Annotated in this window: 22 protein-coding genes; 9 read left to right on the forward strand and 13 right to left on the reverse strand. The window is 70.4% G+C overall.

From position 1 onward, the window contains the following. Positions 1 to 27: 27 nt before the first annotated feature. Positions 28 to 600: a ribonuclease FAU-1 family protein gene (locus tag IEY17_RS19355; protein WP_188989787.1), complete on the reverse strand. Its 573-nt coding sequence runs from the start codon at positions 598 to 600 to the stop codon at positions 28 to 30. Positions 601 to 726: 126 nt separating this feature from the next. After that, positions 727 to 1,158 carry an SPW repeat protein gene (locus IEY17_RS19360; RefSeq protein WP_188989789.1) on the reverse strand — a complete coding sequence of 144 codons (432 nt, stop codon included), beginning with the start codon at positions 1,156 to 1,158 and terminating at the stop codon, positions 727 to 729. A 109-nt stretch (positions 1,159 to 1,267) separates the two neighbouring features. Between IEY17_RS19360 and uvrB the strand changes: the two genes are divergently transcribed. The 3 genes from uvrB to IEY17_RS19375 all read left to right on the forward strand — a co-directional run bounded on the left by uvrB (position 1,268) and on the right by IEY17_RS19375 (position 4,578). After that, positions 1,268 to 3,424 carry an excinuclease ABC subunit UvrB gene (gene uvrB, locus IEY17_RS19365; protein WP_308424008.1) on the forward strand — a complete coding sequence of 719 codons (2,157 nt, stop codon included), beginning with the start codon at positions 1,268 to 1,270 and terminating at the stop codon, positions 3,422 to 3,424. Between the two features lie 212 nt (positions 3,425 to 3,636). After that, entirely contained in the window at positions 3,637 to 4,077 is a 441-nt protein-coding gene (locus IEY17_RS19370) for a VOC family protein (RefSeq protein ID WP_188989791.1), read from the forward strand. A gap of 183 nt (positions 4,078 to 4,260) precedes the next feature. Further along, the gene (locus tag IEY17_RS19375) at positions 4,261 to 4,578 is read left to right on the forward strand and encodes a hypothetical protein (protein WP_188989793.1); all 318 of its coding nucleotides are present in this window, start codon (positions 4,261 to 4,263) and stop codon (positions 4,576 to 4,578) included. Positions 4,579 to 4,600: 22 nt separating this feature from the next. Here the strand turns inward: IEY17_RS19375 and IEY17_RS19380 are convergent, their stop codons facing one another. Then, a complete protein-coding gene (locus tag IEY17_RS19380; RefSeq protein ID WP_373289907.1) occupies positions 4,601 to 5,533 on the reverse strand; it encodes an ABC transporter permease in 933 nt (310 codons plus the stop codon). 70 nt (positions 5,534 to 5,603) lie between these two features. Next, on the reverse strand, positions 5,604 to 8,402 hold the full coding sequence (locus IEY17_RS19385; RefSeq protein WP_188989794.1) for an alpha/beta fold hydrolase: 2,799 nt from the start codon (positions 8,400 to 8,402) through the stop codon (positions 5,604 to 5,606). Between the two features lie 558 nt (positions 8,403 to 8,960). Here IEY17_RS19385 and IEY17_RS19390 point away from each other — a divergent pair. Continuing rightward, positions 8,961 to 9,944 carry a TerC family protein gene (locus IEY17_RS19390; RefSeq protein ID WP_188989924.1) on the forward strand — a complete coding sequence of 328 codons (984 nt, stop codon included), beginning with the start codon at positions 8,961 to 8,963 and terminating at the stop codon, positions 9,942 to 9,944. Between the two features lie 63 nt (positions 9,945 to 10,007). On the opposite strand, the gene IEY17_RS19395 is transcribed toward IEY17_RS19390, so the two are convergent. The 3 genes from IEY17_RS19395 to IEY17_RS19405 all read right to left on the reverse strand — a co-directional run bounded on the left by IEY17_RS19395 (position 10,008) and on the right by IEY17_RS19405 (position 12,451). Then, entirely contained in the window at positions 10,008 to 10,664 is a 657-nt protein-coding gene (locus IEY17_RS19395) for an RES family NAD+ phosphorylase (protein WP_188989796.1), read from the reverse strand. A 40-nt stretch (positions 10,665 to 10,704) separates the two neighbouring features. After that, positions 10,705 to 11,289, reverse strand: coding sequence for a DNA-binding protein (locus tag IEY17_RS19400; protein ID WP_188989798.1), 585 nt, complete (start codon positions 11,287 to 11,289; stop codon positions 10,705 to 10,707). Between the two features lie 172 nt (positions 11,290 to 11,461). Beyond that, positions 11,462 to 12,451 (reverse strand): chitinase, encoded by a 990-nt coding sequence (locus tag IEY17_RS19405; RefSeq protein WP_188989800.1) that lies wholly within the window; start codon positions 12,449 to 12,451, stop codon positions 11,462 to 11,464. 373 nt (positions 12,452 to 12,824) lie between these two features. On the opposite strand from IEY17_RS19405, the gene IEY17_RS19410 reads away from it, so the two are divergent. The 5 genes from IEY17_RS19410 (at position 12,825) to IEY17_RS19430 (ending at position 17,116) form a co-directional block, all read left to right on the forward strand. After that, positions 12,825 to 13,580, forward strand: a complete 756-nt coding sequence (locus IEY17_RS19410) for an SDR family oxidoreductase (protein WP_188989802.1) — start codon at positions 12,825 to 12,827, stop codon at positions 13,578 to 13,580. Further along, positions 13,573 to 14,346: an SDR family oxidoreductase gene (locus tag IEY17_RS19415; protein WP_229680321.1), complete on the forward strand. Its 774-nt coding sequence runs from the start codon at positions 13,573 to 13,575 to the stop codon at positions 14,344 to 14,346. The genes IEY17_RS19410 and IEY17_RS19415 overlap by 8 nt, the downstream gene beginning before the upstream one ends. A 79-nt stretch (positions 14,347 to 14,425) precedes the next feature. Further along, positions 14,426 to 15,049, forward strand: a complete 624-nt coding sequence (locus IEY17_RS19420; protein WP_188989806.1) for a TetR/AcrR family transcriptional regulator — start codon at positions 14,426 to 14,428, stop codon at positions 15,047 to 15,049. Between the two features lie 137 nt (positions 15,050 to 15,186). Next, entirely contained in the window at positions 15,187 to 16,743 is a 1,557-nt protein-coding gene (locus IEY17_RS19425) for an AbgT family transporter (RefSeq protein WP_188989807.1), read from the forward strand. A 52-nt stretch (positions 16,744 to 16,795) separates the two neighbouring features. After that, a complete protein-coding gene (locus IEY17_RS19430; RefSeq protein WP_188989809.1) occupies positions 16,796 to 17,116 on the forward strand; it encodes a nucleotide pyrophosphohydrolase in 321 nt (106 codons plus the stop codon). Positions 17,117 to 17,170: 54 nt separating this feature from the next. Here IEY17_RS19430 and IEY17_RS19435 read toward each other — a convergent pair whose 3' ends face one another. The 6 genes from IEY17_RS19435 to IEY17_RS19460 form a co-directional block, all read right to left on the reverse strand. Next, positions 17,171 to 17,623 carry a MaoC family dehydratase gene (locus tag IEY17_RS19435; protein WP_188989811.1) on the reverse strand — a complete coding sequence of 151 codons (453 nt, stop codon included), beginning with the start codon at positions 17,621 to 17,623 and terminating at the stop codon, positions 17,171 to 17,173. Positions 17,624 to 17,641: 18 nt separating this feature from the next. Further along, positions 17,642 to 18,757: an acyl-CoA dehydrogenase family protein gene (locus IEY17_RS19440; RefSeq protein WP_188989813.1), complete on the reverse strand. Its 1,116-nt coding sequence runs from the start codon at positions 18,755 to 18,757 to the stop codon at positions 17,642 to 17,644. Continuing rightward, positions 18,754 to 19,968: an acyl-CoA dehydrogenase family protein gene (locus IEY17_RS19445; protein ID WP_188989815.1), complete on the reverse strand. Its 1,215-nt coding sequence runs from the start codon at positions 19,966 to 19,968 to the stop codon at positions 18,754 to 18,756. Before IEY17_RS19445 ends, IEY17_RS19440 begins: the two co-directional genes overlap by 4 nt. Then, complete coding sequence (gene fabG, locus IEY17_RS19450) at positions 19,968 to 20,723, reverse strand: 3-oxoacyl-ACP reductase FabG (RefSeq protein ID WP_229680322.1); 756 nt, start codon at positions 20,721 to 20,723, stop codon at positions 19,968 to 19,970. The genes IEY17_RS19445 and fabG overlap by 1 nt, the downstream gene beginning before the upstream one ends. Positions 20,724 to 20,793: 70 nt before the next feature. Further along, on the reverse strand, positions 20,794 to 22,005 hold the full coding sequence (locus IEY17_RS19455; RefSeq protein ID WP_188989819.1) for an acyl-CoA dehydrogenase family protein: 1,212 nt from the start codon (positions 22,003 to 22,005) through the stop codon (positions 20,794 to 20,796). 69 nt (positions 22,006 to 22,074) lie between these two features. Then, positions 22,075 to 23,121 (reverse strand): phosphotransferase family protein, encoded by a 1,047-nt coding sequence (locus IEY17_RS19460; RefSeq protein WP_188989821.1) that lies wholly within the window; start codon positions 23,119 to 23,121, stop codon positions 22,075 to 22,077. Between the last annotated feature and the right edge of the window lie 75 nt (positions 23,122 to 23,196).

Raw genomic sequence — 23,196 nt, forward strand, 5'->3', positions numbered from 1 at the left:
CGAATGTCACCGGGTTGGCGGTAGCGGTCACTGAGGTACGGGATCTTCGACGGGTTGCCCGTGCCACGACAGCTGGAATCCCTTGTCGCGCAACCACATCGGCAGGTCGTACTGGTGCCGAGCCAGGCCGTTGACGGCGGTGTAGGCGCGGGCCATCGCGCGTTCCGCCGTTTCCGCGTCCAGCAGTTCGGCCCGCACCGCGAGCACGAATTCGTCGATGTCGAGCAGTTCCGCGGCGCGCCGGTCGCGCACCGCGATGTCGAGGTAGTGGTCGACCGTGCGCCATCGGTGGGCGTCCGGCTCGATGTCGACGACGTCGAGGTAGTAGTCCACGTCGTCGGCGCAGCCGGGATGCCAGTACCAGCGGGTGACACGCAGGCCGAGCGCGGGCAGCAGCCACGACTCCAGCGCCGCGATGCGCGGGTGCCCGGGCATCGGCCGGGCCAGGTAGAGCCCGAAGGGCTCCTGCCGGTAGCGCGCCACGGGGCGGACGTGGCCCTTGGGATCGGTGTTGGTGCTGGTGCGCAGGTCGAAGACCTCGACCTTGGGCGGGTGGACGGGCAGGCCCAGCGACTCGGCGATCTCGCGTTGCGTGGTCACGCCGTCACCCTAGAAGAACCGGCCGTCGAGCGGGACCGGCGTGCGGGGGCGCGGACCCCGCCGTCGGCGGAGTTCGCGCCCGCTGTCGTGCTTCCACCTGCGTTGCGACCTCCGTTCATCAGCCGATCAGCTCGAGGCGCGGCTGGCCATGGCCGGGGCCATGGTGCCCAGGCCCGCGAGGACCAGGACCGCCCCGCCGATGACGTTGCACAGCACGGTGCTGAGCGTCACGGCGGTTCCGCTCATCACGAACACGGACACGATCACCCACGCGCCGAGGACCGGGCAGGTCCAGGCGATGCCGTGGGTGCGGTGGTACGCGGCCGCGAACGAGAGCCCGAGCATGACGGCGGTCAGGCCGGTGACCAGGTTGTTCAGCGCCAGCGACGGAGTCGTGCCGGCGAACCCGGTGATCCATGGCGACAACGCGACGAACAGCCCGCCGAGCACGGTGAGCCCGTCCGCCATCTGGGCGGTCGGGGTCTCCGAGGCTCGCTCGTACCGCATGCGCAACTCGGCCAGGTCCGGGTGGCCGGCGATGGGAGTGCTGCTCGACATCTCACCACCTCCCCGTGAATGGAGTGACGTAACTCATTATCTTCCCTGGATGAGGATTGGGAACCCGTGACGAAGCGCGTTGTCGGGGTGGGCTCGTACATTGGGTGTCGTGGCATTCGCGACTGAGCACCCCGTGCTGGCCCACTCTGAGTTCCGGCCCGTCTCCGACATCCCGCGCACCGACGGCCGGTTCCGGGTGGTCAGCGACTACCAGCCCGCCGGCGACCAGCCGCAGGCGATCGCGGAACTGGAGCGGCGGATCAACGCCGGGGAGAAGGACGTGGTGCTGCTCGGTGCCACCGGTACCGGCAAGTCGGCCACCACGGCCTGGCTGATCGAGCGGGTCCAGCGGCCCACGCTGGTGCTGGAACCGAACAAGACGCTGGCCGCCCAGATGGCCAACGAGCTGCGCGGGTTCTTCCCGGACAACGCGGTCGAGTACTTCGTCAGCTACTACGACTACTACCAGCCCGAGGCATACGTCCCGCAGACCGACACCTACATCGAGAAGGACTCCTCGATCAACGAGGATGTCGAGCGGCTGCGGCACTCGGCGACGTCGAACCTGCTCAGCCGCCGCGACTGCGTGGTGGTGTCCTCGGTGTCGTGCATCTACGGCCTGGGCACGCCGCAGTCGTACCTGGACCGCTCCATCCCGTTGGAGGTCGGCGGCGAGATCGACCGCGACGTGTTCCTGCGCGCGCTGGTCGACGTCCAGTACACCCGCAACGACATCGCCTTCGCCCGCGGCACGTTCCGGGTGCGCGGCGACACCGTCGAGATCATCCCCGCCTACGAGGAGCTGGCGGTGCGGGTGGAGTTCTTCGGCGACGAGATCGACCGGCTGTACTACCTGCACCCGCTCACCGGCGAGATCGTCCGCGAGGTGCGCGACCTGCGGATCTTCCCGGCCACGCACTACGTGGCGAGCCCGGAGCGGATGGAGAAGGCCATCCGGGGCATCGAGGCCGAACTGGAGGAGCAGCTGGCGAGGCTGGAGAAGCAGAACAAGCTGCTGGAGGCACAGCGGCTGCGCATGCGCACCCAGTACGACATCGAGATGATGCGCCAGGTCGGGTTCTGCTCCGGCATCGAGAACTACTCGCGGCACATCGACGGCCGCCCGGCCGGGTCGGCGCCGGCGACGCTGCTCGACTACTTCCCGGACGACTTCCTGCTCATCATCGACGAGTCGCACGTGACGGTGCCGCAGGTCGGCGGCATGTACGAGGGCGACGCCTCGCGGAAGCGGACCCTGGTCGAGCACGGCTTCCGGCTGCCCAGCGCGCTGGACAACCGGCCGCTGACCTTCGAGGAGTTCACCGACCGCATCGGCCAGACGGTGTACCTGTCGGCGACCCCGGGCCCGTACGAGATGGCACGGGCCGGGGGCGAGTTCGTCGAGCAGGTGATCCGCCCGACGGGGCTGGTGGACCCGGAGGTGATCGTCAAGCCGACCGAGGGCCAGATCGACGACCTGGTGCACGAGATCCGGGTGCGAGCCGAGCGCGACGAGCGGGTGCTGGTGACCACGCTGACCAAGAAGATGGCCGAGGACCTCACCGACTACCTGCTCGAACTGGGCATCCGGGTGCGGTACCTGCACTCCGAGGTCGACACCCTGCGGCGGGTGGAGCTGCTGCGGCAGCTGCGCCTGGGCGAGTACGACGTGCTGGTCGGCATCAACCTGCTACGCGAGGGTCTGGACCTGCCGGAGGTGTCGCTGGTGTCCATCCTCGACGCGGACAAGGAGGGCTTCCTGCGCTCGGGGACGAGCCTGGTGCAGACGATCGGCCGCGCGGCCCGCCACGTCTCCGGCCAGGTGCACATGTACGCCGACCGGATCACTGACTCGATGCGGCACGCCATCGACGAGACGAACCGGCGCCGCGCCAAGCAGATCGCCTACAACGAGGAGCACGGCATCGACCCGCAGCCGCTGCGGAAGAAGATCGCCGACATCCTGGACCGGGTCTACAGCGAGGCCGACGACACCGACGAGTCGGTGCCGGTGGGTGGCTCGGGTCGCAACGTCTCGCGCGGCAGGAAGCCGACGGGCGAGGCGGTGGCCACCGCCGGGCTGCTGGCCGACCGGGACATCAAGGTGATGCCGCGGGCGGAGCTGGCGGATCTGGTACAGCAGCTCACCGACCAGATGATGAACGCGGCCCGCGAGCTGCAGTTCGAGCTGGCGGCCCGACTGCGCGACGAGATCCAGGACCTCAAGAAGGAGCTCCGTGGCATGGACGCCGCCGGCATCGAGTGAGGCGCCTGGCAGGACACCACGGGTCTGCGGCGGTCTGGCGACGCAGCAGCACCGATCGCGGTCGACGGCTTCGTCACCGAGTACCGGTCGCGGATCTCGTCCTGAGCACTCGACTGACCGGACGCCACCGGACCCGGTGTGCGTCCGGCCGTTGTCGCCGACGGGCAGCTGTCGGTGGCCGGGAGTAGTTTGCGCGGCGGAGGTGGTTTCCGGTGGGGCTCGGTTTCCAGGTGACCTTCGACGCGCACGACCCGGCGCGGCTGGCGGAGTTCTGGGCCGCGGCGCTGGAGTACCAGGTGCAGCCACCGCCACCCGGGTTCGACTCCTGGGAGACGTTCGCGCAGCAGATCGGCCTGCCGCGGGAGCAGTGGGACGCCTTCTCGGCGGTGATCGACCCGGAGGGCAAGGGGCCGCGCGTGTTCTTCCAGCGGGTTCCCGAGGGCAAGACCGCCAAGAACCGGGTGCACCTGGACGTCAACGTCAGCCAGCGCGGACCGGCGCACCACGACGCCGCCGAACGCAGGCGTGTCATCGCCGAGCACGTGGACCGGCTGAAGGCGCTCGGCGCGACGTACCAGCGCGAGGTGGACGAGCCCCACGGGTACTGCGTCGTCATGCAGGACCCGGAGGGCAACGAGTTCTGCGTGCAGTGAGCCCACCGACCTGTACGGGCGCCGCGGGTACGAGACGATGATCGGCTGGGAGATCATGACCCGTCGCTCGCCGATCCCGGGCCGGGAACATCGTCCGAGTACGAAGAGTGATCATACGATCACATATCGTGTGCTATGGTCGCGGGCACGCAACGGCGGATGGTGCCAAGGACGGTGATTTCGATGACCTCGTCAGTTGAGGAACACGCGGACGAATCCAGCAGACGGCTGCGGGAGCTCGTCGCGCGCGGGTTCCGGCTGATGCCGCCGGTGCGCGATTCCAACGGCGAACTCGAAGCCCTCATCTACGTGCGCCCCCAGGCCGACGTGGTGGACCTGGTGGAGGTCCGGGCCGAGGACGACGCCCGCGCGGCACGGGTGCGCCGCCACGACAACCACGTCGGGCGGAGCGCGGTCCTCTGGCAGACCACCGGATCCACCTGCTCGGTCCTCGACGAAGTGCTGGCCCTGCCCGGTCGGCTGTTCACGGCGCCCGCGTAGCGCGCAGAACCCGCCTGGCGCCTCAGCTGGTGATGTCCTTGCGGCGGAACCGCCAGACCGCGAGCACCACGAACACCGTCGCGTAGGCCAGACCGGAGAAGGCCCCGTACGCCATCCCGGACCAGTCGACGTCCTCGCTGAGCAGGTCGGCGTAGGCCGTCGAGTAGTGCGTCGGCAGGTAGGTGCGCAGATCGCCGAGTGCCGAGATCTGGTCGAGGATCTCCGACAGGATCGACACGAGCACCGCCCCGCCGACCGCGCCGAGCGGGGCGTCGGTGCTCACGCTCAACCACAGCGCCAGCCCCGCGATCCAGGTCAGGTGCACCGCGAGGTACAGCGTGCCGACCGCGATGCTCACCAGCCCGGCCGGGAACGGCACCGCCTCACCGGTGGTACTCACCAGGTCCCCGGTGCCGTACCACAGCACGCCCACCGCGACCGACACGGCGGACAGCAGCACCAGCCCGGAGCCGGACAGCAGCGCCGAGACCACCGCCTTCTGCCGCAGCAGCCGCACCCGCGGAACCGGCGCCGCCAGCAGGTACTTCAGGCTCGACCAGGACGCCTCGCTGGCCACGGTGTCGCCGAAGAACAGCGCCACCACCACGACCAGCAGAAAGTTCGTCGCGGCGAACAGGGTGAACACCGCGAAGTTCAGGCCGCTGGCGGTGGCGATGTCGGCCAGTGTCCGGCCGCCCCGCGACCCGTCGTCGCCGACCTCGAACGCCAGCAGCAGCAACAGCGGCAGCACCACCAGGAAACCCAGCGCCAGCCGGGTGCGGCGACGGCGCAGCTGGCGGGCCAGCTCCACCCGCACCGGCAGCGTCCGGCCCGCCCGGTAGCCCTCCACCGCGCCGTCCGGCTGCACGGGCTGCGCCCGGTTGGAGCGGACCACCGCCGTCTCGGCGGTGTCCAGCCGCCCGACCCTGGCGCGCCCGGAGTTCCCGTCGCTCACCGGCTCTCCTCCATGTCGTGCGGGGCACCCATACCGGTCGGCTTGTGATGAGCGGGCAACGGAGTGTCGCTCATCGGGCCTCCTCGCCGACCAACTGCAGGAACGCGTCCTCCAACCGGCGCCGCGGTCCCACCTGGTGCACCGAGATCCCGGAGGCGACCAGCACGTTGACCGCCACCGCGGCCGAGTGTCCGGCCAGGTCGGCGTGCACCAGGTCGCCGTCGGTCTCCACCACGCCCAGGCCCTCGATGGTGCGCAGCGCCTCCGCGGCCTTCTCCGGTTCGTCGACCCGGAAGGTCGCCTCGCCGTCCACCGAGACGATGTCCGCGACGCTGCCCGCGGCCACCAGTCGGCCCTCGTGCATCACCACCACGTGCGTGCAGGTCTGCTCGACCTCGGCCAGCAGATGGCTGGAGATCAGCACCGACCGCCCGGTGGCGGCGTAGCGGCGCAGGATCTCGCGCATCTGGTGGATCTGCGGCGGACCCAGGCCGTTGGTCGGTTCGTCGAGCACCAGCAGCTCCGGCAGGCCGAGCATCGCCTGCGCGATCGCCAGCCGCTGCTTCATGCCCTGGCTGTAGGTGCGTACCCGGCGTTGGGCGGCCGTGCCCAGCCCGGCGATCTGCAGCACCTCGTCGAAGCGGGCCTGCAGCATCGGCCGCCCGGTCGCGGCCCAGTAGTAGCGCAGGTTGTCCAGGCCGGACAGATGCGGCAGGAATCCGGGCGACTCCACCAGCGAGCCGACGCGGGACAGCACCGGCGCCCCGGGCAGCAGGCGGTGCCCGAACACCCGGATCTGCCCGGCCGTCGGATGCAGCAGCCCCATCAGCATGCGCAGCGTCGTCGTCTTGCCCGCGCCGTTGGGCCCGAGCAGGCCGACGATCTGGCCGCGCTCCACGCGGATCGACAGGTCCTGCACCGCGGTGCCCCTGTCCGGGTACGACTTGCCCAGCCCGGCGATCACCAGCGGCGTCTCGGCCAGCAGCGGGTCGACGTCGTCGGTGTGCTTGCGGAGGATCAGCGAGAGCAGCCAGGCCAGCAGCGCGAACGCGGCGATCACCCCGATCCCGACCAGCGGCGCCACCGGCACCGTGGCGGCGCCGCCCGTGGTGCCGCGCACCGAGGGGACCGAGATCGCGCCGCCCCCGGCGAGCCCGACCAGGTGCACCGCGGGTTCCTTCGGCACCGCGTACGCCTGGTCGGTGGTGGTCACCGCCAGCTCCAGCCGGTGGCCGGTCTCCAGCGGGTGTACAACCCCGGGCAGGGCCACCTCCACCTCGACCGGGGTGCCGTCCGGTGGCAGGTTCACCACGTGAATCGGCGACACCGCGTTGCCGAGCAGCCTGCGCTGCCCGTCGGGGCCCAGGTCATAAAGCTTGGCGAACAGCACCGCGTCCCCGGTGGTGGGCTGGCCGGGCACCGACGCCACCGACAGCCGGACCTGCGGTGAACCGGACACCAGCAGCTGGCTGTCCAGCGGATCGGTGCGGAACACCGCCACCTGGCCCGGCAGGTCGCGGGCCAGGGACTGCCCGAACCTGCCCGCGGCGTCGAGCACCGCACCCGCGCCGGGCAGCGAACTGGTGCTGGCCGGGCTGCCGCCCGGCGGGTTGACCACCTGGGTGGCGGCGCCGTGCAGCGGGAGCGCGAAGCGCGGAGCGCGTTCCGCACCCACCCCCGGATAGGCGGGCGCGGCCACGGTCCGCACCGGGGTCCTGCCGTTGCGCTGCTGCTGGCCGGCGACGTCGTACTCGAAACCGGTGCCCGGATCCGGCACCGGTGGCACGCCGCCGAGATGGAAGGCGAACCAGTCGGCGATGCGCTCCCGCAACGCCGGGCCCGGCGGCTCGCCGTCGTGCCCGCCGGCGAACCAGATCACCTTGACCTTGCCGCCGGCCGCGGCGATCTGCCGGGCGTTCGCGTCGGCCTGCTCCAGGCCGAACAGCGTGTCCCGCTCGCCCTGCACCAGCAGTGTCGGAACGCGGATGTTGCCGGTGACGCGCTTCGGCGACACGGCCTCCAGCAGGTCCAGGGTGGCCTGCCCGGCGCGGCCGGTCTGCGCCACCTCGGTGTAGGCCGCGCACACCTGCGGGGTGAAGTTACCGCAGGTCAGCGGCTGCTCACCGGGGCGCGTGCCGGACGGGCCGTCGACTCCCACCGCGGTTCGGCCGTGCTCGCGCGGGGCGGTGCCGGCGGAGAACAGCAGCCCCGCCCACGCCTGTTTGAACACGCCCTGGTCGGCGGGGGCCCCGGCGGCCGGGGTGTCGGCGGGCAACTCGTCGCGCGTGGCGGTGTTGGGCAGCAACGCCTGCGCCAGGTCGTTGTAGGTCATCACCGGGGCGATGGCGTCCACCCGCGGATCGGTGCCGGCCAGCAGCAGGCTCAGCGCGCCCCCGTAGGACCCGCCGGTGACGCCCACCCGCGGATCGCCCTCCCCGTCGCGCAGCACCTCTGGCTGGCGGGCCAGCCAGTCGAGCAGCTGGCGCGCGTCGGCCACCTCGTACTCGGGGGCGTTCAGCGCGATCCGGCCGGTGCTGCGGCCGAAACCGCGGGAGGAGTAGGTCAGCACCGTGAACCCGCGCCGGACCAGCTCCTGCGCCTGGGCGGCGGTGTCGTCCTTGCTGCCGCCGAAGCCGTGCGCCAGCAGCACCGCCGGGGCCGGCGTGTCGGCGGGGGCGTAGAGGGTGACGTCGATCTGGACGCGCTCGCTGCCGCCGGGGCCGTCCAACACGTCCAGCAGCGCCGCCCGCGGGGCCGCCGGAGCCGCCTCGGGCCGCTCGTCGCCGGACCACGCGAACACCCCGAAGATCACCAGCGCGATGCAAGAAAGGGCGATCAGCACGAGGCCCTTGCGACGGGGGGAGGACACGCTGTTGACAGTAGGGGACGAGAGCGGCACCGGTTTTCATCCAGACGCGGGCGAAGACAAGACGCTATGAACCAGAGACCAAACAGCAACCGGACACGTCGTTGTGCCCGCGCCGAGGTCGTGCCGCATCCCCGCGTGCGGTTCGGCGCATGATCATAACGACCGGCGGGCCGGGTGAGAACCCTCTGGCGCGAAGCCGCGTCGGAGAACCCGAACGGCACCCCCGGACAGCTGCCGCCGTCGGGGTGATGCAGTAGTTGTCCGCTTTGCCTGGAGGGGCTGGTGCCCGTACGGTCACCGCGTGATGTTCGTTGCTTGTGCATCCCCCGGCTGGTGTCCGCACCCGCGCATAAGTGACAATCTTGGCGAGTGGTGGAGGGGAGTATTCCTTCGCGACGGTGTCGTCATCACGGACCTTGCCTGGACAAGCCCGGTGCCGTCGACCGGTCTGAGGCCGGTGGAAGAGACCTCCGGTCAACGGCTTGTGCCCTGAACCGGAGGTGATGGATGGGTGCCGTGACGTTGCTCGCCCAGCAGGCGCAACCAGCGGTCGACCGGATGGATGTCCCGTGGTGGGTATGGGTCGCCACGCTCGGCGGGTTGGCCCTGCTGCTGTTGCTCGACCTGGTGATCGTGGACCGCAAGCCGCACGAGGTCACCACCGGTGAGGCGGCCAAGTGGGTCACCTTCTACATCGGCTGCGCGATCCTGTTCGGGGTCGGCGTGTGGCTGTTGGGCGACTCCCACTTCGCGATCGAGTACTTCACCGGGTACATCACCGAGTACTCGCTGAGCGTCGACAACCTGTTCATCTTCATGGTGATCATGTCGAGCTTCGCGGTCCCGTCGATTCACCAGCACCGGGTACTGCTGATCGGTATCCTGCTGGCGCTGGTGATGCGCGGCATCTTCATCGCGATCGGCGCCGCGCTGATCGCGCAGTTCGTCTGGGTGTTCTTCATCTTCGGCGGGTTCCTGATCTGGACCGCGATCAGCATGGTCCGCAAGAAGGACGAGGACGAGGAGTACCGGGAGAACGCCGTGGTGCGCTGGGTGCGCAAGGTGTTCCCGGTGACCGAGGACTACCACGGTGCCAGGTCAACGGTGAAGATCGACGGCAGGCGGCACCTGACTCCGATGTTCGTGGTGATCATCGCGATCGGCAGTGCGGACCTGCTGTTCGCGGTCGACTCGATCCCGGCGATCTTCGGCATCACCCAGGACCCGTTCCTGGTGTTCACCGCCAACGCGTTCGCCCTGATGGGGCTGCGGCAGCTGTACTTCCTGCTCGGCGGCCTGGTGGACAAGCTGATCTACCTGTCGGTGGGCCTGGCCGTGATCCTCGGGTTCATCGGCATCAAGCTGGTGCTGCACGCGTTCCACGAGTACCACGTGACGCCCGAGTGGCTGGAGATCAGCAACTGGATGTCGCTGTCGGTGATCGTCCTGGTGCTGGGCATCACCACGTGGGCCAGTCTGACCAAGTCCAAGAAGGACGCCCTGGCCCACGAGCAGGCCCAGCGGGCGGGGAACAACGCCTGATCCGACGCACGAAAGGGCGCCCTGACCGGGTGCCCTTCGCGTTGTTTCGACCGGTCCCGGTCGTCAGTCCAGCAGCGTGTAGCTGAGTTCCTTGCACACGCGCCCCAGCGGCACGTCCAGCCCCGGATGGCTCAGCGGCAACAGCACGTCGGGGGAGTCCGGCAGCGCCGTCGCCGCCGGCGGGTCCCACAGGCACAGCGACGGATTGCCCGCATCCATTGACGAGCGGTACCAGAGCCCGTCCAGTTCCGGGTACGCCGCGCGGATGCCGCGGGCCCACGCCTGGGTGCGTAGCTTCGGTCCGGTGCTGATGGCCTGCGAGGCGCCCGCGCGGGTGGGCCACAGGCCGGTGAGGTCCAGCAGCCGCAGGGTCCGCCGTGGACGGAACAGCACCAGGTACGGATTGCGGGTCCGTCGATCTACTGTGGACGTTGCCTGGAACACCTCGGCGATGCAGGTCTGTACGGACAGCGAGAAGTACAGCACCCCGTGCTCCCGGGTGACCGTCGGCCCGCCCTGGCTGTTCGGCAGGTGCGGGTCGAACCGGGCGTGCGGCAGCGGCCCGGCGTAGCGGAAGGTGTTCCACTGTTGCGGGTGGTTGCCCCCGGAGGTGAAGACGCGCACGAGGCGGGTGCCCGCGGGCACCGCGATCACGTCCTCGGTGCGCCGGAGCATCGCCTGCAGCACCGCTGGCGCAGGCGGCTGTGGTAGCCGTGCCATGGAGTTCCTGGGTTCAGATCTGGGCGGTGGAGTGGTGCGCTCACGCCGGGGTGCCGATGGTGGCCGCGAGCTCGGCAACGCGCTGCGGATCGCCGCCGGCCAACAGCCACTCGCGCGGGCTCGCCGGGCGGTCCCCGATCTCGAGGTCCTCCTGCGGCGTGGTCATGAAGTTGGCCAGCACGAGCGCGGGCTGGTCGACGGGCATGACGGCCAGGACGGTGTCCAGCCCGGGCAGCACGTCGGTGTCGGTGAACTGCCACGCGGGCAGCCGCCATCCGCCGCGGTCCTTCCACCCGATCAGGCGGCGTTCGCTGATGCGGTGGCGGATCCGGCTGCTGTCCACGCCCACCCGCTCGGCGGCCTGGTTGACCGACAGCGCGGTGTCGCGCAGCACGGCCTGTTCGGCGACGGTGCGCGCGCGGGGGTCGACTTCGGAGTCGCTCAACGGCGCCAGGTCCAGCCCGGCCTCGCTGAGCGCATCCCGTTCGGCGTCGGTGAAGTGCGCGGCTGGGTCCACCTGCGGCGAGGTGAGCTTCTTCGCGGCGTCCTCGACCAGGGTCAGGAATTCGTTGGCAGTGACCTTTAAACCGGCACGTGCCAACACGGTCTCCAGCGCGGCTGACATGCCTCCAGGGTAGCGCGAGAATCCGGAAATGTGTGCGCGAACGTGCGCACCAGTGCGAAATATCACTTTTCGTAGCAAGTGGATCGCGGACCGTGACCGACTGGTCCGCCGCTCGGCGGGGTGCGCATTGCCTTATTGGTGGGAAAAAACACCCCGCCGGAGTCTTGTCGTGCTACGGCAGCGTGTCCAAATGGGCTCGAACCAGGTCGGAGAAGAAGTTGCCCGCGGTGGCGTCCCAGTTGATCGACCACGTCATCACCCCGCTCAGCTCGGGGTGCGGCTGTGCGGGGGTGTACTGGCCGCAGGCGGTGGCCGAGGTCAGGCAGCTGAGCGCGTCGTTGACCACGCCCGGGTCCACGTAGCCGCTGCCGGCCGCGGACGGTGTCGCCGGAAGGCCGAGGGAAACCTGGTCCGGGCGCAGGGTTTCCAGCAGGATGCACGCCTGTGCGGTGATGAAGTCCACCGAGCCCTGGTTGTAGACCTGTCCGTCGCAGCCGTTCATCGAACCCGAGTTGTAGTACTGGGTGTGCACGACGGTGAGGATGTCCCTGACGTTCTCGATCAGCTGCAGGTACGCGCCGCCGGGCTGCACGTCGAGGGTCTGCGGGGCCATCGTCAGCACGAAGTAGTCGCCGATCCGGTCGCGCAGCTGACGGAGGGCGCTGGTGATGTTGGGGACGTTCAGTCCATGCTCCAGGTCAATGTCCAACCCGTCAATGTCGTAATCGGTCAAAATTTTTCCGACCGAGTCGACGAAATTTGCGACGTTCGCCTCGCTGCCGAGGTCGACGTTTCCCTTTTCTCCGCCGACGGAGAGCACGAATGTCTTGCCCTCGGCCTTCTTCGCGGCGATGTCCGCTTTGAGCTGTTCATCGGAATAGCCGCCGAGGGCGCGAGACAGCTCGGGGTCCACGGTGAACGTCACCGCGCCGGGGCGGGCCGGGTCGGCGTTGGCGAACGCCAGGGCGATGACGTCGTAGTTCGGGGAGATGTCGCTGATCCGCAGCGGCGTGGCCGAGTTGACGAAGTTCTGCCAGTAGCCGGTCAGCTGGTGCCTGGGTAGTGCCGCGGGCTCCGCCGCGGGCTCCGCCGCGGACGTCGGGGCGAGGCCGAGGGCGGCCAGGGTGACCACGGCGAGGACGGCTGGTCTGCATCGGGACATGTGGTCCTCCGTGGGTCGGGGATGTCCCCGAAAATGGACTGGACCACTTGTGCGGTCAAGGTGTTGGCGATGTTGCGAAGCCGGGTTGCTCCGCCCGGCGCAGCGCCTGCCGCCCGAGGGTTGACGAGACTGGGACGCGCGCCGTTGACTGAACGTACCGACTGGTCGGTCTCGGTGCGGAGGTGTGGCTTGGGTGAGCGGCCGTGGTCGGCGCGCCACGACGACTCGGCCGGAGATCGAACCGCGGTTCGAGTGCTCCAGGCGTTCGCGCCGCAGCCGCCGGGGCCACCCGGACCCCGGACCGCGACCGGCCGGATCTGTGGCGCCGGCCCCGCGACACCGCCGCGGCTCAACGGTGGAAGGAAGGGATTCGATGAACAAGCGTTTCGACGGCCGGGTGGCCATCGTGACCGGTGCGAGCCGGGGCATCGGCCTGGCGATCGCCGAGCGCCTGGTGGCCGAGGGCGCGAAGGTCACCGTCACGGCCCGCAAACCCGAACCGCTGGCCGAGGCGGTGCAGGAGCTCGGCGGCCCCGAGCACGCCCTGGGGGTCCCCGGCAAGGCCGACGACGAGGAGCACCAGGCCGAGGCCGTCGCGAAGACGCTGGAGACCTTCGGCCGGGTCGACCTGCTGGTCAACAACACCGGCATCAACCCCGCCTACGGGCCGCTGATCGAACTCGACCACGGCGTCGCGCGCAAGACCTTCGAGGTCAACGTGCTCGGCGCGCTGTCCTGGACGCAGCAGGCGTACCGGGCGTGGATGGCCGAGCACGGCGGCGCGGTGCTCAACGTGTCCTCCGTGGCCGGCCTGCGCCCCGCGCCGGGCATCGGGTTCTACGGCGCCACCAAGGCGATGCTGGTGCACATCACCAAGGAGCTCGCCGTGGAGCTCGGGCCGGGCGTCCGGGTCAACGGCATCGCTCCGGCCGTGGTCAAGACCCGCTTCGCCACGGCCCTCTACGAGGGAAAGGAGGACGAGGTCGCCGCGAACTACCCGCTGCAGCGGCTGGGCATGCCCTCCGATATCACTGGGGCGGCCGCGTTCCTGCTCTCTGATGAGGCGTCCTGGATCACCGGCCAGGTCCTCGTGCTCGACGGCGGCGTCACGCTGCGGGGTGGTGTGTGAGGTGCAGCTGGCTGACGCGGTCGTGGTGATCACCGGTGCGGGCAACGGCATCGGCGCGGCGATGAGCCGCACGTTCGCCGGGCGGGGCGCCAAGCTGGTGCTCGGCGACGTGGACGCCGACGGGGTGCGGCGGGTGGCGCAGGAGGTCGGCGGGCTGGCGGTACCCGGCGACGCGGCGAGCGAGAACGGCGTGCGGGCGCTGGTCGACGCGGCGCTGGGCGAGCACGGGCGGATCGACCTCTTCTGCGCCAACGCCGGCATCGCCCGCGACGGCGGACCGGAAGCCGACGAGGCCGCCTGGGCGGACTCGTGGGAGGTCAACGTGATGGCCCACGTGCGGGCGGCGCGCGCCGTGCTGCCGCACTGGCTGGAGCGGGGCCGCGGGCACTTCCTGGCCACCGTGTCGGCCGCGGGGCTGCTGACCATGCTCAACGCGGCGCCGTACTCGGTGACCAAGCACGCCGCGCTCGGGTTCGCCGAGTGGATGGCGATCACCTACGCCGACCAGGGCATCACCGTGCAGGCGCTGTGCCCGCAGGGCGTGCGCACGAACATGCTCGGCACCAGCGGCACGGCGGGCAAGGTGCTGCTGGACGACGGGGCGCTCGAACCGGAGGAGGTGGCCGACGTGGTCGCCGACTCGCTGGACAGCGGGGAGTTCCTGATCCTGCCGCACCCCGAGGTCGCCGAGTACTACGCGCTGCGCGCCGGCGACCCGCAGCGGTGGCAGGCGGGCATGCGCAGGCTCCAGCGCAAGGTCCGGTGACCGCGGGCGTGGCCGCCGGTCCGCACCGTGGCGGACCGGCCGGTCGATACGCTTGGTGGGGTCGACACGGGAGGTAGAGATGGCGCGGGCGGCGAACGGTCGCACCACCGCAGGGGCGGCGGTCGGTGACTCGGTCGAACCGGTTCCGCAGCGGCTGCTGGCGGTGGCCACGCGGCTGTTCGCCGAGCAGGGTTTCGAGATGACCTCGGTGCAGCAGATCGTGGACGCCGCCGGGGTGACCAAGGGGGCGATGTATCACTACTTCGGCTCCAAGGACGACCTGCTGTACGAGATCTACGCCCGGGTGCTGCGTGATCAGCACGCGCGGATGGAAAGCGCGGCGGACAGCGACGCGCCGGTGGACGAGCGGCTGCACGCGGTGGCCGCCGACGTGGTGGCGACGACGGCGGCCAACCTGGACGACACGGTGATCTTCTTCCGCTCCATGCACCTGCTGCATCCGGACAAGCAGGCGGAGGTGCGCGCGGAGCGGCGCCGCTACCACGAGCGGGTCCGCGCACTGATCGAGGAGGGCCAGCGCTCCGGGGTGTTCCGGGCGGACAAGTCGGCGGACCTGGTGGTGGACTTCTTCTTCGGCGCGGTGCACCACCTGGGCACCTGGTTCCGCAAGGACGGCAAGCTCACCGGCGAGGAGGTCGGGAAGGAGTTCGCGGACCTCCTCCTGGCGTCCCTGCGCCCCTGATGTCCCGGGCGGCGTGAGCGGCTCCCGCCACGCGCGGTCCACTGCTGATCGATCACCGTGCCGCCGGATCTTGCGCGGCGAATGGTCGGACGGGTTGGCTACCGCTCGGCATCACCGGTCCGGCGGCAGGAGCGAGCATGAGCGGTCACACCCGCGCCGAGGTGTCCAGGGTCGACCGGGTGCTGCACCTGGTGGAGCGGATCGGCAACAGGCTCCCCGAATCCTTCCTGCTGTTCGGCCTGCTGTTCCTGGTGGTGGCCGTGGTGTCCACGGTGGTCTCCGCCTTCGGCGTGGTGGTACACGTCCCCGGGGCCGACGAAGCCACTCCGATCCGCGGCGCGTTCACCGGCGAGGGCCTGGAGTTCCTGTTCACCAAGATGGCGGAGAACTTCATCGGCTTCCCGCCGCTGGAAACCGTGGTCACGATCATGCTTGCGGTGGGCCTGGCCGAGCGCACCGGGCTGCTCACCGCGCTGGTCCGGGCGTGCTTCGGCGGCGCGCCGCGCCGGGTGCTGCCCTACGCGGTCGGTCTGGTGGGGATCTCGGCGAGCGTCATGGCCGACTCCTCCATGATCATCCTGCCGCCGCTGGCCGCGATGGTGTTCAAGGCCGCGGGACGCCACCCGGTGGCCGGGTTGCTGGGTGCCTTCGCCGCCGCCGGGGCGGGCTACTCCACCGCGCCGGTGGTGACCAGCCTGGACGCGCTGTTCGCCGGAATCAGCAACAAGGTCGCCGAAAACCTGCCCGATCCCGGCACCGCGGTCACCCCGGTGTCGAACTACTACTTCAACGTGGTGTCGTCGATCCTGCTCGGACTGCTGGCCGGGTTGCTGATCGACAAGGTCGTCGAACCGCGTCTGGCGCGCACCGGCGTGCCGCGTGAGGAGACGGCCGGTGAGGTCACCACCGAGGTCCGGGCGCAGCTGGAGCCCGCGCAGCGGCGCGGACTGGTCTGGGCGGGCGTGGCGTTCCTGGTGGCGTTCGGGCTGGTGCTGGCGCTGGTGCTGTGGCCGGGGTCGCCGCTGCGCAACGACGCGGGTGGGTTCCTGCCGAAGTCGCCGCTGCTGGACTCGGTGACCACGTTGATCTTCCTGGGCTTCGCGGTCCCGGCGATCGTGCACGGCGCGATCACCGGTGTGATTGGCCGGGCGGCGGACGTGCCGAGGCTGATGACGGAGGCGCTGCGCGATCTGACCGGGTTCCTGGTGCTGGCGTTCATGCTCGGGCAGTTCATCGCCCTGTTCACCTGGACGAACCTCGGTGCGTGGGTGGCGGTTTCGGGCGCGGACCTGCTGCGCGCGCTCAATCTGGACGGCTATCCGGCGTTCCTCGGGTTCATGGTGCTCGCCTCGGTGCTGAACCTGTTCATCATCTCGGGGTCGAGCCTGTGGACGTTGCTGGCGGCGGTGTTCGTGCCGATGTTCGTGCTGCTGGGTTTCGAGCCGGGCTTCGCGCAGGCGGCGTTCCGGGTTGGTGACTCGGCGACGCAGATCATGACGCCGCTGAACCCGTACATGATCATTATCCTGGGCTACCTGCGCCGCTACGAACCGGCGGCGGGCATGGGCACCCTGGTAGCCCGCATGGTCCCGTTCGTGGCCCCGTTCTGGCTGGTGTGGACCCTGATCCTGACGGTGTTCTACGTCGCGGACCTCCCCCTGGGCCCCGGCATGGACATCCGCATCGGCCCGTGATGCCACGGTGCGCCGCGGGGTCGAGGCGCAGCCGATGGATAGTGTGGGCAGCATGGACAGTGTTGCGGGGCTTCGGTCGCGGTTGCGGGAGTTTGCGGCGGCCCGTGATTGGGAGCAGTACCACACGCCGAGGAACCTGGCGATGGCTCTGAGCGGAGAGGCTGGCGAGCTGATAGCGGAGCTGCAGTGGCTGGATGACGACCGAATCAAGGCAGCTCTGGCAGAAGGTCCGCTCAGGGAGCGGCTTGCGGACGAGGCCGCGGACGTGCTGCTCTACCTCGTTCGCCTGGCCGACGTGTGCGGCATCGATGTGATCGATGCCGCCTACGCGAAGATCGAGCGCAACGAGACTCGCTTTCCCCCAACCGTCTGAGCAGGGGCATCCCTGGAGTTCGGCGGAGGCGTCCCCGCACTCCGATGCGGTTGCTCAGAAGACGAGGCGGCTGAGGCTTTCGGCGACGCAGGCGGGTTTGGGGGCGCCTTCGATCTCGATCGTCGACTTGATCGTCAGCTGGAGGCCGCCCTCGACCTCCGCGACGTCCGCCAGTTCCGTCGTGGCGCGGACTCGGGAGCCCACCAGGACCGGGCTGGGAAAGCGGACCCTGTTCAGGCCGTAGTTGATCCCCATCTTCACCCCCTCGAACCGGTAGGTCTGGGAGTTCAGCTTCGGCAGCAGGCTCAGGGTCAGAAACCCGTGCGCGATCGGGCCGCCGAACGGGCCCTGCTTCGCGCGCTCCACGTCGATGTGGATCCACTGGTGGTCCAGGGTGGCCTCAGCGAACTGGTTCACCTGCTCCTGGGTGATGGTCAGCCACTCGCTGGTGCCCAGCTGTTCGCCCTTGGCCGCGATGACGTCCTCTTTGCTGGTGAACACTCGCACGTGCGGACCTCCTCGGTGTCAGGGGGTGGGCAGGTCGACGAGCTCGCCGATGCGCTGCCGGTGGGTTTCGGCGATGCCGAAGGTCAGCTGGGAGCTCTTGGCCCGCCCCAGGTACAGGTGGGCCGGGTGCTCCCAGGTCATCCCGATGCCGCCGTGCAGCTGGAGGTGCTCCTCAGCGGCCAGCACCACCAGATCCGAGCAGTACGCCTGCGCGAGGGCGACGGCCAGTTCGGTCTCCTCGCCGCGGGCCAGCGCGTCGGCGGCACCACGGGCGACCGCGCGTGCCGTGCTCACCCCGGTCCACAGGTCGGCCAGGCGGTGCTTGACCGCCTGGAACGAGCCGATCTGGCGGCCGAACTGGTAGCGGGTCTTCGCGTACTCCACTGTGGAGTCCAGGCAGTGCTGGGCCAGCCCCACCTGTTCGGCGGACAGCACCCCGGCTGCGGTGACCAGCGCCTGCCGCAGGATTCGCGCCGCGTCGGCCCCGCCGGCGATCCGCTCGCCGACCGCCGCGTCCAGCGCCAGGGCGCCGAACCGCCGGGTCAGATCCAGCGGGGTGGTGGGGGTGCGGGTCACCCCGGCGACCGAGGTGTCCACCAGGTACAGCGCCGGTCCGTCAGCGTCCAGCGCCGGGACCACGACGAAGTCGGCGACCTCCAGATCCACCACCGCCGACACCGCGCCGGTCAGCGTCGCGCCGTCGGCCTGCACCGCCTGCGGGAAGGCGCCGTAGGGCACGGTGGTCAGGCCGACCGCGACGGTGCCCAGCTGGGAGCCGTCGACGAGCTGCGGCAGGATCTCCCGGACCCGCGGCTGCTCGCCGCAGGGCACCAGGACGGCGGTGGTGAGCACGTTGCCCAAAAACGGCACCGGCGCCACCGCCCGGCCGACCTCCTCCGCCACCACGGCCAGCTCGCGGGCCCCGGCCCCGGCGCCGCCGAGGTCCTCCGGCACCAGCAGCGCGGCCAGCCCCAGCTCCCCGGCCAGCGTCCGCCACAGCGCCAGGTCGTAGGGTTCGTCGGTCTCGCAGCGGGCCAGCACCGCGGTCCAGTCACAGCGGTCGCGCAGCAGCCGCCGGACGTTGGCCCGCAGGTCCTCCTCGACCTCGCTGTAGAGCAGATCCGGAGCGCTCATCGCGGCAACTCCTTCCATGGCCGGTCCTTGTCGGTTCGGATTTCCGGCGGCAGCCCCAGCACCCGTTCGGCGATGATGGTGCGCAGGATCTCCGTGGTGCCGCCCTCGATGGAGTTGCCCCTGGCGCGCAGGTACCGGAAACCGGGGCCGCGCTTGGCGAAATCAGTGAACTCCGGCTGGCGGAACGTCCAGTCGTCGTAGGCCAGCCCCGGTTCGCCGAGGAACTCCAGCTCGAACCCGGTGAGTGCCTGGTTGAGCTCGGCGAAGGCCACCTTCAGCGCGGAGCCCTCCGGGCCCGGGTCGCCGACCGCGAGCTGCTGGCGCACCCGCAGGCTGGTCAGCCGGGTCGCCTCGGCCTCCACCCACAGCCGCAGCAGGCGGTCGTGCAGGCCGGGTGTGCGCTTGTCCGGGTTGTTCCGCCACGCGTCGGCCACCACGCCGATCAGCCCGGCCTCGCGCGCGGGCGCGCGTCCGCCGATGGCCACCCGCTCGTTCATCAGCGTGCTCAGCGCCACCTGCCAGCCCTGGCCGACCTCGCCGAGGCGCTGCGCGTCCGGGATCCGCACGCCGGTGAGGAACACCTCGTTGAACTCGGCCTCACCGGTGATCTGCCGCAGCGGCCGCACCTGCACGCCCGGCGCGGTCATGTCGCAGATGAAGTAGGTCAGGCCCTGGTGCTTGGGCTGGTCCGGGTCGGTGCGGGCGAGCAGGATGGCCCACCGCGCCTGGTGCGCCAGCGACGTCCACACCTTCTGCCCGTCGACGACCCACTCGCCCCCGCGCCTGGCTCCGCTCGCGCGGGCGGTACCGTCCCACACCGCCCGGGTGGCCACCGCGGCGAGGTCCGAGCCCGCGCCCGGTTCGCTGAACAGCTGGCACCAGATCTCCTCGCCCGTCCACAGCGGACGCAGGTAGCGGCGGCGCTGCTCGTCGTTGCCGAACCGCAGGATCGTCGGCGCGGCCATGCCGAGCCCGATGCTGTTGTGCTGCGGCCGGTTGTCCGGCGCACCCGCCTCGGCGAACGCGGCGTCCACCACCGGTTGCAGCTCCCGGGCCGCACCCAGTCCGCCGAGCCCGGTGGGGAAGTGCACCCAGGCCAGCCCGGCGTCGAAGCGGGCCCGCAGGAACTCCAGGCGGTCCGTGCGCTGCGGGTCGTGGGCGGTGAGGAACTCCCGCACCCGGTCGCGAAGTTCGTCGGCGTCCACGGCCATCACGCCTTCGGTCCGCCGGCGACGTAGAGGACCTGGCCGGAGACGAAACCGGAGCGCTCGTCGACGAAGAACGACACGGCGTTGGCGATGTCCTCCGGTTGGCCGACCCGGGCCACCGGGATGGTCGCGGCCGCCGCCTTGGCGAACTCCTCGAAGTCCACGCCGATCCGCTCGGCGGTCGCCCGGGTCATGTCGGTGGCGATGAAACCGGGTGCGACGGCGTTGACCGTGACGCCGAACCTGCCCAGTTCGATGGCCAGCGTCTTGGTGAAGCCCTGCAGCCCGGCCTTGGCCGTGGAGTAGTTCGCCTGGCCGCGGTTGCCCAGCGCGGAGGTGCTGGACAGGTTCACGATGCGGCCCCACCCGGCCTCGACCATGTACTTCTGCACCGCGCGGGCCATCAGGAACGAGCCCCGCAGGTGCACGTTCAGCACCGTGTCCCAGTCGTCCTCGGACATCTTGTACAGCAGGTTGTCCCGGATGACGCCGGCATTGTTGACCAGCACCGTCGGGGCGCCGAGTTCGCTGGCGACGCGGTCCACCGCGGCCTGCACCTGGGCGGCGTCGCTGACGTCGGCGCCGACGGCGAGCGCCCGCCCGCCACCGGACTCGATCGCCGACACTGTGTCGGCGCACTGCTTCTCGTCGAGGTCGATGACGGCCACCGCGAAGCCGTCCTCGGCCAGGCGCCTGGCGGTGGCGGCACCGATGCCGCGGGCGGCACCGGTGACGATCGCGACACGGTTGTCAGCCATGGGCACTCCTCGTTCAGGCAGGGTGTGGTGTTGTGCGTTGCGGTGCCGTCATCGGCGTTCCGCTGCGGGATCACTGGTACTTCCTCAGCTCCTGGCGGGCGAGGGAGCGGCGGTGCACCTCGTCGGGACCGTCCACGATGTGCAGGGTGCGGGCGTGCGCGTACAGGTTCGCCAGCGGAAACTCCTGGCTGACCCCGCCGCCGCCGTGGGCCTGGATGGCGCGGTCGATGACCCACGTCGCCATCTCCGGCACCGCCACCTTGATCGCCTGGATCTCGGTGTGCGCGCCGCGGTTGCCGACGGTGTCCATCAGCCACGCGGTCTTGAGCACCAGCAGTCGTGCCTGCTCGATCCTGACCCGCGACTCGGCGATCCAGTGCTGCACCACGCCCTGGTCGGCCAGGGGCTTGCCGAAGGCGACGCGCTCGTTGACGCGCCGGCACATCAGCTCCAGGGCGCGCTCGGCCATGCCGATGGCCCGCATGCAGTGGTGGATGCGGCCGGGGCCGAGGCGGGCCTGGGCGATCGCGAAGCCCTCGCCCTCACCGCCGATGATGTTCTCCACCGGCACCCGCACGTTGTCGAAGACGATCTCGGCGTGCCCGCCGTGGTCGGCGTCGGTGTAGCCGAAGACGTGCATGCTGCGCCTGATGTGCACGCCGGGAGTGTCCTTGGGCACCAGCACCTGGCTCTGCTGGCGGTGCCGCTCGGCGTTCGGGTCCGTCTTGCCCATCACGATGAGGATCTCGCACCGCGGGCTCATTGCGCCGGAGGAGAACCACTTGCGCCCGTTGATCACGTAGTGGTCGCCGTCGCGCTCGATGCGGGTGTTGATGTTGGTGGCGTCGGAGGAGGCCACGTCGGGTTCGGTCATGCAGAACGCGGAGCGGATCTCGCCGTCCAGCAGCGGCTTCAGCCACTGCTGCTTCTGTTGCTCGGTGCCGAACAGCGCCAGCACCTCCATGTTGCCGGTGTCCGGCGCGGCGCAGTTGGTGGCCTCCGGGGCCAGCCGGACCGACCGGCCCATGATCTCGGCCAGCGGGGCGTACTGGAGGTTGGTCAGCCCGGCGCCGTGCTCGCCCGGCAGGAACAGGTTCCACAGCCCGCGGCGGCGGGCCTCGGCCCTGAGCTCCGCCATGATCGGCGGGTGCGCCGACCACGGGTCCTCGGCCTCGGCGAGCTGCTGGAGGAACACCGGTTCGGCGGGGTAGATGTGGGAGTCCATGAAGTCCAGCAGCTGCCTGCGTAGCTCCTCGGTGCGCTCGTCGTAGGCGAAATCCATCTCAGTCCTCCTGTCTCGCGCGAGACATCCGCACCCGGTCGGCACGCGTGAGCGAAAGGGGAGCGCCGCTCATCGCGCCTGCCCGACGAGGGTGGCGAGGCCCTGCGCCACCAGCGGTGCGACCAGCGCACCGACGTGCTCGAAGCCGCCGCCGACGGTCTGGTTGTGGATGAAGCGGTAGTGGATGCCCTCCAGGATCACGGCGATCTTGAAGAACCCGAAGGCCACGTACCAGTCCAGTCCGGACAGGTCGGTGTCGCTGTGCTCGGCGTAGCGGTCCAGCAGCTGCCGGGCGGTGGGAAAGCCGAACTCGGGGCCGACGCCCTGGGTGATGGGGTTGCGCTCGACTCCGGTGAAGCCCTCCCAGTACACGGCGAGCAGCCCGAGGTCGGTGAGCGGGTCGCCGACGGTGGCCATCTCCCAGTCCAGCACCGCGCGGATGCGCTGGTCGTCGCCGACGATCACGTTGTCCAGCCGGTAGTCGCCGTGCACGATCCCGGCCCGGTGGGTGGCGGGCACCGACCTGGCGAGCTGTTCGGCGAGCTCGTCGATGCCGTCGATGTCGCGGCTGCGGGAGGCGGCCAGCTGCGTGCTCCAGCGCCGCACCTGGCGCTCCAGGAAGCCCACCGGGCGGCCGAACTCGCCCAGGCCCACCGATTCCGGGTCGATCGCGTGCAGGTCGGCGAGCACGTCGACCAGCTGCCAGGACAGGTCGGCGCGCTGCCGCGGGTCCAGCTGCCGGGTCTGCTCGGGGCTGCGCAACACCGTGCCGGGCACGTACTCCATGACGTAGAACGGCGCGCCGAGCACGCTGTCGTCCTCGCACAGCAGGTGCGTCCGCGGTACCGGCACCCGCGTCCCGGCCAGCGCGGACAGCACCCGGTGCTCGCGGCTCATGTCGTGCGCGGTGGCGAGCACGTGGCCGAGCGGCGGGCGGCGCACGACCCAGCGGCCGTGCCCGTCGCCGACGAGGTAGGTCAGGTTGGACCGTCCACCTTGGATCAGCTCGCCGGTCAGCGGGCCGCGCAGCAGCCCGGGCAGCTCGGCGTCCAGGTGCGCGCGCAGCCGTTCCAGGTCGAGGCCGGGCGGCTCGCCGGGCGACGGTGGGGCGTTCATCAGCTCTCCTTGCTGACCGCGGCTCGGGAATCCACACCCAGGACCGTACCGACTAGACGGTATGTTGCGCTAGAC

The sequence above is a fragment of the Saccharopolyspora thermophila genome (assembly GCF_014646075.1).
Classification (GTDB): Bacteria; Actinomycetota; Actinomycetes; order Mycobacteriales; family Pseudonocardiaceae; genus Saccharopolyspora; species Saccharopolyspora thermophila.

Coding starts and splice junctions, on each gene's coding strand:
- IEY17_RS19360 (WP_188989789.1), bottom strand. CDS start 1,158: ATGTCGAGCAGCACTCCCATCGCCGGCCACCCGGACCTGGCCGAGTTG.
- IEY17_RS19375 (WP_188989793.1), top strand. CDS start 4,261: ATGACCTCGTCAGTTGAGGAACACGCGGACGAATCCAGCAGACGGCTG.
- IEY17_RS19390 (WP_188989924.1), top strand. CDS start 8,961: ATGGATGTCCCGTGGTGGGTATGGGTCGCCACGCTCGGCGGGTTGGCC.
- IEY17_RS19395 (WP_188989796.1), bottom strand. CDS start 10,664: ATGGCACGGCTACCACAGCCGCCTGCGCCAGCGGTGCTGCAGGCGATG.
- IEY17_RS19400 (WP_188989798.1), bottom strand. CDS start 11,289: ATGTCAGCCGCGCTGGAGACCGTGTTGGCACGTGCCGGTTTAAAGGTC.
- IEY17_RS19405 (WP_188989800.1), bottom strand. CDS start 12,451: ATGTCCCGATGCAGACCAGCCGTCCTCGCCGTGGTCACCCTGGCCGCC.
- IEY17_RS19410 (WP_188989802.1), top strand. CDS start 12,825: ATGAACAAGCGTTTCGACGGCCGGGTGGCCATCGTGACCGGTGCGAGC.
- IEY17_RS19420 (WP_188989806.1), top strand. CDS start 14,426: ATGGCGCGGGCGGCGAACGGTCGCACCACCGCAGGGGCGGCGGTCGGT.
- IEY17_RS19425 (WP_188989807.1), top strand. CDS start 15,187: ATGAGCGGTCACACCCGCGCCGAGGTGTCCAGGGTCGACCGGGTGCTG.
- IEY17_RS19430 (WP_188989809.1), top strand. CDS start 16,796: ATGGACAGTGTTGCGGGGCTTCGGTCGCGGTTGCGGGAGTTTGCGGCG.
- IEY17_RS19440 (WP_188989813.1), bottom strand. CDS start 18,757: ATGAGCGCTCCGGATCTGCTCTACAGCGAGGTCGAGGAGGACCTGCGG.
- IEY17_RS19445 (WP_188989815.1), bottom strand. CDS start 19,968: ATGGCCGTGGACGCCGACGAACTTCGCGACCGGGTGCGGGAGTTCCTC.
- fabG (WP_229680322.1), bottom strand. CDS start 20,723: ATGGCTGACAACCGTGTCGCGATCGTCACCGGTGCCGCCCGCGGCATC.
- IEY17_RS19455 (WP_188989819.1), bottom strand. CDS start 22,005: ATGGATTTCGCCTACGACGAGCGCACCGAGGAGCTACGCAGGCAGCTG.
- IEY17_RS19460 (WP_188989821.1), bottom strand. CDS start 23,121: ATGAACGCCCCACCGTCGCCCGGCGAGCCGCCCGGCCTCGACCTGGAA.